Source organism: Natronolimnohabitans sp. A-GB9 (assembly GCF_030848565.1).
In the GTDB taxonomy this organism is placed as follows: Archaea; Halobacteriota; Halobacteria; order Halobacteriales; family Natrialbaceae; genus Natronolimnohabitans.
Window position 1 is genome coordinate 382,657 of record NZ_JAVDDV010000002.1, and the last position, 12,659, is coordinate 395,315.

Here is a 12,659-nt window from a genome sequence, read left to right on the forward strand (position 1 = left end):
AGACCGTAGACACAGTGTTCAAGACGGTTGGCTCGAATCCGACGAGTATGCGACTCGAGGAGTACTGGGGCGTCGGGCCGAAGACGCGGGAGACGTTGATCGAGGGGTTAGGACGAGAGCGCGCGATCGAGGCGATCGAGAGCGGCGACGTACGGGCGCTCGTCGACGCCGGGCTCGCGCGCGGTCGAGCAACGCGAATCCTGCGTCGGGCGACGGGTGACGATGGGATCGACGTACTGGCGACCAGCGACGCGCGATCGGCGTACAAGGAACTGCTCGATCTCGCAGTCGACCACGCCGTCACGCGGCGGGCCGCCGACCGGATCCGGGTGCTCACACCGCTGTCGTCTCGAGCGGCTATGGAAGCCCGGTTGGACGACGTGCTCGCGGCTCGCGACGCCTGGACCGAACTCCCCGAAACCGACCGCGAGGCCGTCCTCGAGGCCTACGACCACTACGACGAGCGCGCCGAAAGCGAACACGCTGCCGTCGAGACCGCACTCGCCTTGCTCGAGGCCGACGTCGACTCGGGCCCGTTCGAATCGATCGCGGACCTCGATCGCGAACGACTCGCCGCGGCCGCCGATGCGTTGGGAGCATTTGACGATCGCGGGCGCGTACGCGCGGGCGCCGACGAGGAACTCGACCGCTTGCGGAACGCGCTCGGGACCGTCGAGGACATAGACGCCAACGCCCTGGAGTTGATCGAGGAGCTTCGCGGGGAGGGTGTCCGCGACGTCGGCCAGTTCCGCGAGGCCTTCGAAGAGCACCTTCTCGCCGAGACCGAGGTGACGGTCGATCGGGTCCGGGCGGCGATGCCGACCGACGCGACCGACGCGACGGACTTCGTCGGCGCCACGCTGCGCACCCTTCGAAGCGATCTCGCCGACGCGATCGACGAGCGCGAGGACGCCGTCGCAAGCGACTTCGAGGCGACACTCGAGGAGACCCGCGACACCGTCGATCAGGCCGTCTCGGCGGTCGACGACATCGCGCTGTCCCTCTCGCTCGCGCGGTTCGCACTCGCCTACGACTGTACGCGGCCGGCGTTTCGGGACGAAACGAACGCCGCCGTCGCCGTCGTCGACGCGCGGAACCTTACGCTTGCCGCAGCCGACGAGGAGTCGGTCCAGCCGGTCACGTACGCCCTCGGTGACCACGACGTCACCGGCGTTCCGACGGGCGTAAACGCCGTTCCGGGCGAGGAACACGTCTCCGTTCTCACCGGTGCCAACAGCGGCGGGAAGACGACCTTACTCGAGACGTGTTGTCAGGTCGTCCTGCTGGCGATGATGGGATTGCCCGTGCCAGCCGAGCGCGCGACGGTGACGCCAGTCGACTCGCTTGTCTTTCACCGCCGGCACGCGAGTTTCAACGCGGGCGTCCTCGAGTCGACGTTGCGCTCGATCGTGCCGCCGCTGTCGGCCGACGGCCGAACGCTGATGTTAGTCGACGAGTTCGAGGCGATCACGGAGCCGGGGAGTGCAGCTGATCTGCTCCACGGGCTGGTGACACTCGCCGTCGAGCGCGAGGCGCTGGGCGTGTTCGTCACCCACCTCGCGGACGACCTGGAGCCGCTGCCGTCCGAGGCACGCGTCGACGGTATCTTCGCCGAAGGGCTGAACACGGACCTCGAGTTGCAGGTCGACTACCAGCCCCGCTTCGACACCGTCGGCCGATCGACACCGGAGTTCATCGTCTCTCGACTCGTCGCCAACGCCGACGATCGGAGCGAGCGGGCGGGTTTCGAGACGCTTGCGGAGGCGGTCGGCGACGAGACCGTCCAGCGAACGCTGGCCGACGCCAACTGGACGGCTGACGACTAGAAACGGCCCCCGCCGTCGGACTCGTCGTCGGATCGCTCGTCCTCGCCGGATCGGTGCCATCGCTCCGCGCCGAACCGCGAGGTCTCCGGTACGTACGCCGAATCGATCGACTCTGGCTCGCCGTAGGTGTATAGCGTTCCGTCCTCGTCCTCACAGACCCGTGCCTCGAGGTACGTCCGGGCTGCTCGCCGCGAGAGGGCGCCCATCTCGACGACGTCGGCGAGGGTCGTTTTGACGGCACGAAACCACGTCCTGATCCGGTGATCGGCGATCTCGCTCTCGACGGCGACGATCGCGCCGCGGTCGCCGTCGGTGTCGTCGTCACAGTCGTCGAGGGTATCGATCCACTCGAGCCAGCAGACGCGATAGGCGGAGACGTGGTAGTTCTCGCCCGGTGCGACGAGATACAGCGCCTCGTAGCGGCAGGGATCGAGGTGCGCTGTCAGCACGCGATTCCGATCGACCGCCGTCGCGATCAGAGCGGGATCGACGGCGCCGTCGGCAAGCGGCGTGTCGGCACTGATCCGCTCGGCGAACGCGACGGTGTCGCCGCCCCAGTGACTGTACCGGAGATCGTATCGTCGGTCCGGTCGGCGGTAGGCGACGAGTGCTCTATGTCCCATCTGCCTCCTCGCCGGCCGAACGCGGTTCGTAGCTGGCTGTGTATTCCGATCGAAGTCGAGCGCCTGCCTGTGACTCCATCGGCGGCCGTGGCCGCTCGTCCGTACTTGAACCTGTGGCAACGAGAGGGGCAAAACGCCGAAATTCCTCCAGCCCGTATCGACACTCCCGAATGGACGCAGCCTACGACGCAGTCGTCTTCGACAACGACGGCGTACTGACGACGCCGACAGAGCGCGAGGCCCTTCTCGAGGCCATCCACGACGCCTTCGCCGACGTCGGCGTGACCGACCCGCCGGCCGATCACGTCCGAACGCTGCTCGGGCCGAGCGTCGACTCGCTGCGCGAAGTCGCCGACGCCCACGACGTCGATCCGAACGACCTCTGGACGGCCCGGGAACACGCCGCCATCGAGACCCAGCTCGCGGAGATCGAAGCCGGCCGGAAACGACGCTACGACGACGTCGATGCGCTTGCCCCCCTCGAGTCCGCGACGGCGATCGTCAGTAACAACCAACACGAGACGATCGCTAACATTTTGAATCACTTCGATTTCGAGTGGGTCGACACCTGGTACGGGCGCGAACCGACGGTGAAAGGAATCGATCGCAAGAAGCCGACACCGTACTACCTCGAACTGGCCCTCGAGGAACTCGGGACCGAAAACGCCCTGTACGTCGGCGATAGCTGGGTCGACGTCGAGGCGGCCGACGCTGCCGGTATCGACGCGGCGTTTCTCCGGCGCGACCACGTCGAGGGGGTTGGCCTCCCGGCAGCGCCGACCTACGAGATCGAATCCCTCGAGGAACTCCCGGGGCTACTCTAGGTCATGCCGTCGCGTTCGCCCGACGCTCGGCGCGTTCCATGACGGCTTCGTTCATCGCCTCGAATCCGCTCTCGAGTGCGTCCTCGTCGAACAACAGCGGAACGAGCGCGCCACGGACCGTCTCGCGGTGGAGCAGTCGCGTCCGCTCGCCACCCTCGATCGGCTCGAGGTGGAACTCGTGGTAGCCGTCGAACGCGAAGGGAACGGCCAGACGACCGAGCCAGACGAGACGACGGTTCTCCTCGACGGCGACGACCTCCGGGGAGAACGTCATCGATCGGCCGCCAGGTGGATCGATCCGCACTTGGAGCTGTTCGCCCTCGCTCGGCTCGCCCTCGACTGCTCGGACGAAGGGGTTCCACTCGGGATAGCTCTCGAACTCGAGTAACACCTCCCAGACGACGTCGGGGGGAGCGTCGATCTCCGTGAACACTTCGATCTGTCTCATGGTATTAGTTACCACTTCGAAGGCTATGCCTGTATCGTCGGTGCTGTCGGCGACGGAGACTCTCGATGGGAAGACGTCGGTCCGCCCTCGAGCGATGACCGGCCGGAGAAACGGGATGCGGCCGGTCGTCGAGCGGTTCGTACGACTCGAGGTGCGTCGCCCGAAGTCGGCCACAACGGTCCGAAGTCGGGTCAGGGTCGGGGGATCACTACGCGCTGTCGTTGATTCGCCGGTTCGTCGAGTACGGTGCGTCGCCGGGTTCGCCCCGAACGAAGTGGCCGGCCGGATTGATCTCGCCGTCGCGTTCCATCGAGAGGAGTTCGACGAACCAGGCCTCGTGTTCGATCTCTTCCTGGAGAATGCGCTGGGCCATATCGTAGGTACGGGGATCGACCCCCTCGGTCATGTCACAGACTTCCGACCACGTCCGGATCGCACAGCGTTCGGCCTCGAGTAACACCTCGAGGATGTTCTCTGCCGTCAACTGGTCGAGTTCGAAGCCGCCCTCGTCGTCCATGGGTGTCGGGACTTCCGCGTCGGGACAGGACGCTCGGTCGGCGAAATCACGAATGTCGTTCGGCAGCGCACCGCCGAGTTCGTACACGCGCGGTGCGACCAACTCGAAGTGGGCCCGGTCCTCGAGGCGGGCGTCCTCGGTGATCTCTTTGTAATCCTCGTGACCGGCCAGGTGCATCCGCAGGTTCGTGTAGTAGTAGTACGTCGTGAACTCGGCACCGATAGCGTCGATCAACTTCTCGCGAAGGTCCTCGGGTTCGAGACCGCGTTCTCTGAGAACTTCCATTCCGACTCGCTCACTTGTATCGCCTGCATCGACGTCACCGGCCGCGTGGGGTTTATCCTCGGACATCGCACCCGGAACTGCCACAACGTGCTACTTAGATGTTTGCTAACAATCCTCTAATTTTATTCATTAGATATTGAAGTGAAAGTGGAACGTAACTACTGTAAGAGAGACTGGTTTCGACGACGACACGTAGCCGCGACGGACGAGCGCGCCGGTCTCATATCAGGGACCACGCGACCGCGAGCCGAGTCCGGTTGCGTCGGGAAACGGTGCCGACCGGCAGTATGAAGGCCCGGACCCCGAACACTGGGGTATGGAACGAACGGGCACGATCCTCCGTGGTCGCGAGTTCGAACCCGTCGAGGGACGAGTCGTGATCGACGACGACGGCCGAATCGAGGCCATCGAGGAGACGACAGTCGACGGCTCGGATATCATCCTCCCGGCGTTCGTCAACGCCCACACCCACATCGGCGACTCGATCGCGAAGGAAGCCGGCGGCGGCCTCTCGCTCGAGGAACTGGTCGCGCCGCCGGACGGACTGAAACACCGGCTGCTTCGGCAGGCGTCGTCGGACGAACTCGCTGGCGCCATGCGTCGGTCGCTGCAGTTCATGCAGCGGTCGGGGACCGCCGCCTGTCTCGACTTCCGGGAGGGCGACGTCTCCGGCGTCGAGACGCTCGAACGCGCCGCCGACGGGCTCGACATCGACGCGCTCGCCTTCGCCCGAGGCTCGGTCGATGCGATGCAGGCGGGAGACGGATTCGGTGCGAGCGGTGCCAACGACGCCGAGTTCGGCGACGAGCGGGAAGCGACGCGCAACGCAGGCAAACCCTTCGGCATCCACGCGGGCGAAGTCGACGCGAGCGACATCCACCCTGCACTGGATCTCGAGCCGGAGTTTCTCGTCCATGTCGTCCATCCCGAACCCGACCACCTCGAGCGCATCGCCGAGCAGGCGGTCCCGGTCGTCGTCTGTCCCCGTTCGAACCTCGTGACCGACGTCGGACTCTCACCGTACGCCGAGCTGAACGAGCGGACGACGCTCGCACTCGGGACGGACAACGTGATGCTCAACTCGCCGTCGATGTTCCGCGAGATGGAGTTTCTCGCCAAACTCTCCGAGCTCTCGGCTCGAGAGATCCTCCGGGCGGCGACGGTAAACGGGGCCGAACTCGCCGGCCTCGAGTACGGTCTCGTCGAACCCGGGCGGGAGGCTCGACTCCTGGTCCTGGACGGCAACTCACATAATCTCGCGGGCGCGCGGGATCCGGTCCGGGCCGTGGTCCGCCGAGCCGGCGTCGACGACGTTCGCGAGGTCGTCTTCGGCGCCGAACGCGAGTAGACAGCGTGTCGTTCCGTGACGGCGCCACCGCTACCGTCCGTCGGCTCGACTTCTGTCCGACAGTATGACCGTCCGTTCAGTCCACGATAACGCTATTATACTCGACTATGCTATGGTAATACATATCATATGTACGACTGCATTCTCGTCCCGACCGACGGCTCGCCGGAGGTGGAATACGCACTCGAGTACGCGTTCGATCTGGCCCGAACCCACGACGCGACGGTACGAGCGCTCTACGTCGTCAGCGTCGCCGGCTACGGAAACATGCCGATGGAAGCCGCTCTGGAGGGCGTCAGTGGTGCGCTCCGGGCGAGGGGAAACGATGCCGTCGATCGGGCAGCGCAACTCGCGCCGGCCGACGTCGACGTCGAGACGGTCGTCCTCGAGGGGTCGCCCAGTCGCGTCATCGTCGAGCAGGCCCAGCCAGGTGAGTGTGATCTCGTCGTCATGGGGACCCACGGCCGCGCCGGACTCAACCGCCTCCTGTTGGGCAGCGTGACCGAGTGTGTCGTCCGTCGTGCGCCGGTTCCGGTGTTGACGGTCAACGTCGATTCGGACGAGGACGTCGACCAGGAGAAGCGCCGACCGGTCGCCGTCGAGTGATCGGCTTCATACTGTCGGACAGCACGACAGTGACTGCTGTCCGACAGTATATCAGACCGGTCGGAGGTGTTCGCAGTCGCCCGCCGAAACCGTCTCGCTGCCGTCGTCAGTCTCGACGACGAGCGCGCCCGACTCGGTGACGTCGACCGCTTCGCCGACGACCTCGCCTGCAGGGCGGTCGACCCTGACACGCTGGCCGAGCGTCAACGCTAGATCGCGCCAGGCCGGGACGACCGACTCGAGATCGTTTCGATACTCGTCGAACTCCTCGAGTAGCCGCTGGACGAACCGCCGTCGATCCACGTCACCGGCTTCCTCGCGGATGCTCGTTGCTCCCTCGGGGAGCGTGTCGGCGTCGATGTTCGCGTTGACGCCGATACCGACGGCGATCCACTCGACGCGATCCGTCTGTCCTTCCATCTCGGTCAGGATCCCCGCGAGCTTTCGGTAGTCACCGTCGTTCCCGTCCGGAACGACGACGTCGTTGGGCCACTTGATCCGGGCATCGACGCCGGCCTCGCGGGCTGTCGCTGCCGTCGCGACCGAGGCTGCGAGCGTGTACAGCGGTGCCTGTGCGGGCGGGATCGACGGCCTGGTGACGACGCTCACCCAGACGCCGCCCGACGGCGCCGTCCACGCCCGCTCGAGGCGACCGCGGCCACCGACCTGTTCGTCCGCCAACACGGCGACGTCCGAAGCACCCTCCGACGCGAGTTCGCGCGCGCGATCGTTCGTGCTTTCGATCGAATCGTGATACTCGACGGTAAATGGCGCCTCGAGTTCGTACTCGATGGCCGCGCCGTTGTACGCCGTGACGGCGACCAGTTCGTATCCGTCCGGACCGCTCTCGATCTCGAACCCCTCGTCGCGCAAGCCGTCGATGTGTTTCCAGACGGCCGCCCGCGAGATGTCGAGTGACTCCGCCAGCGCCGGTCCCGAGACCGGACCGTCCGAAAGCGCCTCGAGGATCGATCGTCGCGTCTCGTTCATGCCCTCGAGAGGGGGATACTCGTACTTCAATCGGCGGGTTCGGATCCGACGAGCGGCCGCCGACCCCGTCGAACCGTTCGGTTCGTTGGTCGATCCGTAGGCTTTTGTCGCTCGTTCACGGAGCTACGAATAGGGCGTGCGGCACGCTACCAATAGCCATGAAAATCGGACGGATCTGCACGACCTGTCAACGTCGAATCGACGAGACAGAACTCGTGATCTGTGAGACGTGTGGGCGTGAGGTACACGAACCGTGTGAGGAGTACCGAACGAGCTTCGAGTGTCGCCGTTGTGGGGACGAGATCGAAATCGGTGCGGTCGAGTTCTGAAGTGGAACAGTTCGGTCCGACTCGGACGACGAAGGCAGGCGGTCGAAACGACCCGCTCGCTCGGATGGACTGCTGTCCGTCAGTTCCGGTACAGCCGTGACCGTGACGGGCCACAGCGGGACGTGACGACAGAAGACCGTCTCAGTCGCGAATCTCGCGCAGTTTCTCGCGACCGGGTTCGATCAGTTCGTCGAGGTACGTCGCCAGCGTGCTCTTTGCGTCTGCGGGGTGGAGTTCGCCGGACTCGAGATCCTCGGCGAGGCTCTCGTAGCTCTCGTACGTCAGGTCGCCGCCGTACTTCTCGGGGCGTTCGACCACGATCTCCTCGAATCGCGGGAAGACGTGGTACTCGAACAGTTCGAGGACGGGATTCTCGAGGTCGCCTTCGGGATCGCGGGTTGGCGGACAGAACGCTGAGTTGACCTTCTCCTCGACGTCCTCGGTCGCATCCTCCATCGAGATCGTCACGCCCTCGCTCGAGGACATCTTCCCTTCGCCGCTGGTAAGATCGGCGACGATCGGGGTGTGGAGACAGGGCGGCGAGTCGTAGCCGAGTTCGGGCAGTTCCTCGCGGGCGAGCATGTGGACCTTGCGCTGGTCTAGCCCGCCGACGGCCAGATCGAGATCGAGGTATTCGATGTCCAGGGCCTGCATCAACGGGTAGACGAGGTGGCTTACCTTCGCCGTCTCGCCGCTCTGGAGTTCGGCCATCGCTCGCTGGGCGCGGTTCATCGTCGTCGAGAGCTCGAGTTCGTGTAGATCGAGCGTGTAGTCGTCGTCGAGCTGGAACTCCGAGCCGTAGACGAACTCGGTCGACTCCTCGTCGAGGCCGTAGGCGATGAACTGGGCTTTCATCTGTTCGGCCGTCTCGCGGATCTCCTCGAAGGTCCCCTTTCCGTTTAAGTAGGCGTGGACGTCGGCCAGCAGGACGACGACCTCCATGCCGGCCTCCTGGAGGTCGATGAGTTTGTTCGCCGTCAGCAGGTGACCCAGATGAAGCACGCCGGAGGGCTCGTAGCCGACGTAGGCGCGCTTGCCTTCGGGATCGGCTGCTAGATCGCGCACCTCCTCGTCGGTGACGACCTCCTCGGCGTTTCGCGTAATCAGGTCGTAGGTGTCCATATGTGGAGGGTACCGGAGGAAGAATTTATACCCGGTGATAGACCGGCGACTCGAGACGGGCGTTGGCGCCACCACTTTGCCGATCGCCACGATAAAACCGCGCCACGTCCCATATCGAGTATGGGGACGACTGTCAGGATCATCGGCGCGCCGATGGACTACGGGACGAACCGTCGCGGCGTCGACATGGGACCGTCGGCGATCCGGTATGCGGAACTGGCCGACCGACTCGAGCAGGCAGGCGTCGAGCCGATCGACGCGGGCGATCTCTCGATCCCCCACGCGGAGGAACGCGATCCCGACAGCGACCAGCCGACGCGGGGTGACGCGAAGTTCCTCCGGGAGGTCGCCGACGTCAGCATCCGGCTGAGCGATCGGGTCGCGGAGACGCTTGCCGACGGCGAGTTCCCGCTCGTGCTCGGCGGCGACCACTCCGTCGCCATCGGCTCGATGCACGGCTCGGCTCGCGAGGCCGATCTCGGTGCGATCTGGTTCGACGCCCACGCGGACCTGAACACGCCCGCGACCTCCCCAAGCGGGAACGTCCACGGGATGCCGCTGGCCGCCGTCCTCGGGCGGGGAGCCTTCGACGACATGGAGTGGGCAAACGTCCCCCGCGTTCGCGAGGACGCGATCGCGTACGTCGGCCTCCGGAGCATCGACGAACGCGAGCGAGAACTGGTCCGCGACAGCGACCTGACGGCGTTTACGATGTCCGACATCGACGAACGTGGCATGACGGCGGTCGTCGAGGACGCCCTCGCGATCGCGACCGACGGCACCGACGGTGTCCACGTGAGTCTCGACTTGGACTGGGTCGATCCCAAGACCGCACCCGGGGTCGGCACGCCCGTCCGTGGCGGCGTCACCTACCGAGAGGCACACACTGCACTCGAGACCGTCTCCGAGTACCACGAACGAGACGACGTCGTGCGATCGATGGACGTCGTCGAGGTAAATCCCATTCTGGACGAGGGAAACGAGACGGCGACGATCGCGGCCGAACTCACCGCGAGCGCGTTCGGCAAGCGGATCCTCTGATACGGACTACTGTACGTCGGTACCGTCGCAACCGCGACCCGGGCTGCGGTTGCGCCGGAAATCGGTACAGCAATCCGTATGAGTCCTCGATCCGACACACTCCCGGAGCGACCGCGATCCCGTCTTCGCTTCCTGAAATAGTTACGATCGTCGTTACGACCGGCCGTTCTGTCCGCGCTCGACCGTAGACACCGGCTACGTGTTGCGTGATACCAACTACCACGTTCGTGAACGTTCCAACACCTTTGTATCGGAGGATTTCGGAATAGTACATATGACTGAGAACGTCGTCGTACTCGGAGCCGGTTATGCCGGTGCTGGTGCGATCAACAAACTCCAGTCGGAGCTCGGGGGTAACGCACGGCTGACCTGGATTGCCGACGTCGACTATCACCTCGTTCTCCACGAAGCTCACCGCGTTATCCGTGATCCCGACGCCCGATCGGACATCACGTTCCCCATCGACCAGATCGCCGACCCGTCAACCCGGTTTATCAAAGACGAGGTCGTCGGGCTCGACGTCGACGAGCAGGTCGTCGAACTCGCCGACAACGACGACGTTGATTACGACTACGTCCTCGTTGCACTGGGTAGCCAGACCGCCTACTACGGCATTCCCGGCCTCGAGGAACACTCGCTGACGCTGAAGAGCTTAGACGATGCCCTCGAGATCCACGAGGCCGTCAAGGAGGCCAGCCAGGACGCGACTCGCGGCGAGCCCGCACAGGTCGTCATCGGCGGTGCCGGCCTCTCGGGCATCCAGACTGCCGGCGAGATCGCCGAGTTCCGCGACAATCATCGCGCCCCCATCGAGATCCACCTCGTCGAAGCGCTCGAGGAGATCTTCCCCGGTAACGATCCCGAGATTCAACAGGCCCTGCGTGACTTACTCGAGGACGCCGGCGTCCGGATCCACACGGACGATCCGATCACCGAGGCGACGGACGACCACATCGAGTTCGACGAGGGTGAGCCTCTCGAACACGACGTTCTCGTCTGGACCGGCGGCATCACGGGCCGCGATGCCCTAGACGACGCCGAAATCGAGAAAGAACACAACCGCGTCAACGTCGAGGCGAACTTCCAGACCTCCGACGAGCGCGTCTTCGCCGTCGGCGACTCGGCAATTATCGACCAGGGTGACCAGCCCGCACCGCCGACCGCCCAGGCAGCCTGGCAGGCCGCGGAGGTCGTCGGCGAGAACATTTCCCGTGCGATCGAGAACCGCCCGCTGAAAACCTGGGAACACGAGGACAAAGGGACCGTCGTCTCCGTCGGCGAGAAGGCCGTCGCCCACGAGATCAAGCCGGCCTTCGGTCTCTCCCTGCCCGTCGACACCTTCAGCGGCGTCCCGGCCAAGAACTTGAAGAAGATGATCGCTGCCCGCTGGATCGCGGACATCACCTCCTGGAACGAAGCCCGCAAGTCCTGGCCGTCGCTGTAGGCCACCCCCGGTTGCGTTCCGAACACCGTTTTTCGCTGTGTACCGTCTTTCGTCTACGGAGTCCCCGCGGCGAGACGACCTTCCGGTACCTACTCGAGAGCAAGCACACCGCCGTTCCGGGTCAGTACTCGGATTCGTCGTCACCGATTTCGGCTTCGTCGGTGTTATCGGATTCGTCGACATCGTCAGCGTCGGCACTCGAGCCCATCGGCTCGGCCGGAACACCGGCGACGGTCGTTCCGGGCGGGACGTCCTGCGTGACAAGCGAGTTCGCGGCGACGCGAGCCTCCGCGCCGATCTCGACGCCCGGAAGGACGATGGCGCCGGCGCCGATCATCGCTCGCTCGCCGATCACCACTTCGCCCGTTCGGTACTCGTCCTGGAGGAACTCGTGACAGAGGATCGTCGCGTCGTAGCCGATGATCGCCTCTGCCTCGACGGTGATCAGGTCCGGCCAGAAAACGTCCGGCGTCGCCTCCAGCCCCCAGGAGACGCCGGGGCCGACGGTGGCGCCGAGCCGTCGCAACAGCCAGCGTTTGAGCCGCAAACTCGGCGAGATCCGGATCAGCCAGACGACGACGTAGGAGAGGGCGACACGGAGCGGGTGACGGGCGCGGGGCCAGTCGGCGAGGGAGTTTCCCGGTCCCGGCGTCGGGTGGTGGCGGACGCGGTCGTGACGGGACGCTGTCTCGTCGGTCACTATCGGCGATAGGTTCTCTCGGTACATGAAACCGATCGGTCGAACGCGTCGACGGGAGACGACGATCGAGCCAACACCTCGACGAGAGTCTGCTTCCGACCGCCCTTCGGAGACTGTTCGAACTCGAGTCCGATCGACAACTACCCCACTAGTTAGGCTACAGCGTTGTTACGACTCCAAGAGCTAGGTCGGCTATCATGCCTGGTCATCCAGACGGACTCCAGCGGGAACCCGTCTACTCGTTGCTCGACGACGTCGTTCGCGAACACCTCCTTTGGTACCTCTCTGTCGTCGACCGCACGACGACGAGGGAGTTCGCCGAGCGAGTCGTCACCTGGCAACGGGAAACGGCAGTCGACCTCGGAGTGAAGACACCCCGTTCGGTCATCATCCAACTCGTCCACAATCACCTGCCGCGGCTCGACGAGTACGACGTCGTCGACTACGACCGCTCGAGGAACACGGTCACATCCGGAGCGAACTTCGATGCCCTCGAGCCGTACGTCTCCGACCTCGAGCTCCCCGTCGATCCGGAATCGGCCGATTGCTGACCGCG

The 12,659-nt window shown here is 65.0% G+C and carries 13 protein-coding genes; 7 read left to right on the forward strand and 6 right to left on the reverse strand.

Annotation, left to right across the window (positions count from 1 at the left end; all coding sequences use genetic code 11):
* Positions 1–47 precede the first annotated feature (47 nt).
* Positions 48–1,826, forward strand: a complete 1,779-nt coding sequence (locus tag RBH26_RS04375) for a DNA mismatch repair protein (protein ID WP_306756813.1) — start codon at positions 48–50, stop codon at positions 1,824–1,826.
* Here the strand turns inward: RBH26_RS04375 and RBH26_RS04380 are convergent.
* Entirely contained in the window at positions 1,823–2,449 is a 627-nt protein-coding gene (locus tag RBH26_RS04380) for a DUF6735 family protein (RefSeq protein ID WP_306756815.1), read from the reverse strand. The genes RBH26_RS04375 and RBH26_RS04380 overlap by 4 nt on opposite strands.
* A 170-nt stretch (positions 2,450–2,619) precedes the next feature.
* Here RBH26_RS04380 and RBH26_RS04385 point away from each other — a divergent pair, with 170 nt between their 5' ends.
* Positions 2,620–3,273 carry an HAD-IA family hydrolase gene (locus tag RBH26_RS04385; protein ID WP_306756816.1) on the forward strand — a complete coding sequence of 218 codons (654 nt, stop codon included), beginning with the start codon at positions 2,620–2,622 and terminating at the stop codon, positions 3,271–3,273.
* Between the two features lies 1 nt (position 3,274).
* Here RBH26_RS04385 and RBH26_RS04390 read toward each other — a convergent pair whose 3' ends face one another.
* Together RBH26_RS04390 and dps are read right to left on the reverse strand one after the other, a co-directional pair.
* The gene (locus RBH26_RS04390) at positions 3,275–3,721 is read right to left on the reverse strand and encodes an SRPBCC domain-containing protein (protein ID WP_306756818.1); all 447 of its coding nucleotides are present in this window, start codon (positions 3,719–3,721) and stop codon (positions 3,275–3,277) included.
* Positions 3,722–3,929: 208 nt separating this feature from the next.
* A complete protein-coding gene (dps, locus tag RBH26_RS04395; protein ID WP_306756820.1) occupies positions 3,930–4,589 on the reverse strand; it encodes a DNA protection during starvation protein in 660 nt (219 codons plus the stop codon).
* A gap of 250 nt (positions 4,590–4,839) precedes the next feature.
* Between dps and RBH26_RS04400 the strand changes: the two genes are divergently transcribed.
* Both RBH26_RS04400 and RBH26_RS04405 read left to right on the forward strand, forming a co-directional pair.
* A complete protein-coding gene (locus RBH26_RS04400; RefSeq protein WP_306756822.1) occupies positions 4,840–5,871 on the forward strand; it encodes an amidohydrolase family protein in 1,032 nt (343 codons plus the stop codon).
* A gap of 129 nt (positions 5,872–6,000) precedes the next feature.
* The gene (locus RBH26_RS04405) at positions 6,001–6,477 is read left to right on the forward strand and encodes a universal stress protein (RefSeq protein WP_306756824.1); all 477 of its coding nucleotides are present in this window, start codon (positions 6,001–6,003) and stop codon (positions 6,475–6,477) included.
* 51 nt (positions 6,478–6,528) lie between these two features.
* On the opposite strand, the gene RBH26_RS04410 is transcribed toward RBH26_RS04405, so the two are convergent.
* A complete protein-coding gene (locus RBH26_RS04410) occupies positions 6,529–7,467 on the reverse strand; it encodes a biotin--[acetyl-CoA-carboxylase] ligase (RefSeq protein WP_306756825.1) in 939 nt (312 codons plus the stop codon).
* A gap of 470 nt (positions 7,468–7,937) precedes the next feature.
* Entirely contained in the window at positions 7,938–8,918 is a 981-nt protein-coding gene (locus RBH26_RS04415; RefSeq protein ID WP_306756826.1) for a tyrosine--tRNA ligase, read from the reverse strand.
* Positions 8,919–9,038: 120 nt separating this feature from the next.
* Here RBH26_RS04415 and rocF point away from each other — a divergent pair, with 120 nt between their 5' ends.
* Both rocF and RBH26_RS04425 read left to right on the forward strand, forming a co-directional pair.
* Positions 9,039–9,959 carry an arginase gene (gene rocF, locus RBH26_RS04420; RefSeq protein ID WP_306756827.1) on the forward strand — a complete coding sequence of 307 codons (921 nt, stop codon included), beginning with the start codon at positions 9,039–9,041 and terminating at the stop codon, positions 9,957–9,959.
* 274 nt (positions 9,960–10,233) lie between these two features.
* Entirely contained in the window at positions 10,234–11,403 is a 1,170-nt protein-coding gene (locus RBH26_RS04425; RefSeq protein ID WP_306756828.1) for an FAD-dependent oxidoreductase, read from the forward strand.
* Between the two features lie 121 nt (positions 11,404–11,524).
* On the opposite strand, the gene RBH26_RS04430 is transcribed toward RBH26_RS04425, so the two are convergent.
* Positions 11,525–12,103: an acyltransferase gene (locus RBH26_RS04430; protein ID WP_306756829.1), complete on the reverse strand. Its 579-nt coding sequence runs from the start codon at positions 12,101–12,103 to the stop codon at positions 11,525–11,527.
* Positions 12,104–12,300: 197 nt separating this feature from the next.
* On the opposite strand from RBH26_RS04430, the gene RBH26_RS04435 reads away from it, so the two are divergent.
* Positions 12,301–12,654, forward strand: a complete 354-nt coding sequence (locus tag RBH26_RS04435; RefSeq protein WP_306756830.1) for a hypothetical protein — start codon at positions 12,301–12,303, stop codon at positions 12,652–12,654.
* Positions 12,655–12,659: the final 5 nt, after the last annotated feature.

Bases quoted from the DNA above. Each gene is read 5' to 3' on its own strand.
- RBH26_RS04375 (WP_306756813.1), top strand. From the start codon at position 48: ATGCGACTCGAGGAGTACTGGGGCGTCGGGCCGAAGACGCGGGAGACG.
- RBH26_RS04380 (WP_306756815.1), bottom strand. From the start codon at position 2,449: ATGGGACATAGAGCACTCGTCGCCTACCGCCGACCGGACCGACGATAC.
- RBH26_RS04385 (WP_306756816.1), top strand. From the start codon at position 2,620: ATGGACGCAGCCTACGACGCAGTCGTCTTCGACAACGACGGCGTACTG.
- RBH26_RS04390 (WP_306756818.1), bottom strand. From the start codon at position 3,721: ATGAGACAGATCGAAGTGTTCACGGAGATCGACGCTCCCCCCGACGTC.
- dps (WP_306756820.1), bottom strand. From the start codon at position 4,589: ATGTCCGAGGATAAACCCCACGCGGCCGGTGACGTCGATGCAGGCGAT.
- RBH26_RS04400 (WP_306756822.1), top strand. From the start codon at position 4,840: ATGGAACGAACGGGCACGATCCTCCGTGGTCGCGAGTTCGAACCCGTC.
- RBH26_RS04405 (WP_306756824.1), top strand. From the start codon at position 6,001: ATGTACGACTGCATTCTCGTCCCGACCGACGGCTCGCCGGAGGTGGAA.
- RBH26_RS04410 (WP_306756825.1), bottom strand. From the start codon at position 7,467: ATGAACGAGACGCGACGATCGATCCTCGAGGCGCTTTCGGACGGTCCG.
- RBH26_RS04415 (WP_306756826.1), bottom strand. From the start codon at position 8,918: ATGGACACCTACGACCTGATTACGCGAAACGCCGAGGAGGTCGTCACC.
- rocF (WP_306756827.1), top strand. From the start codon at position 9,039: ATGGGGACGACTGTCAGGATCATCGGCGCGCCGATGGACTACGGGACG.
- RBH26_RS04425 (WP_306756828.1), top strand. From the start codon at position 10,234: ATGACTGAGAACGTCGTCGTACTCGGAGCCGGTTATGCCGGTGCTGGT.
- RBH26_RS04435 (WP_306756830.1), top strand. From the start codon at position 12,301: ATGCCTGGTCATCCAGACGGACTCCAGCGGGAACCCGTCTACTCGTTG.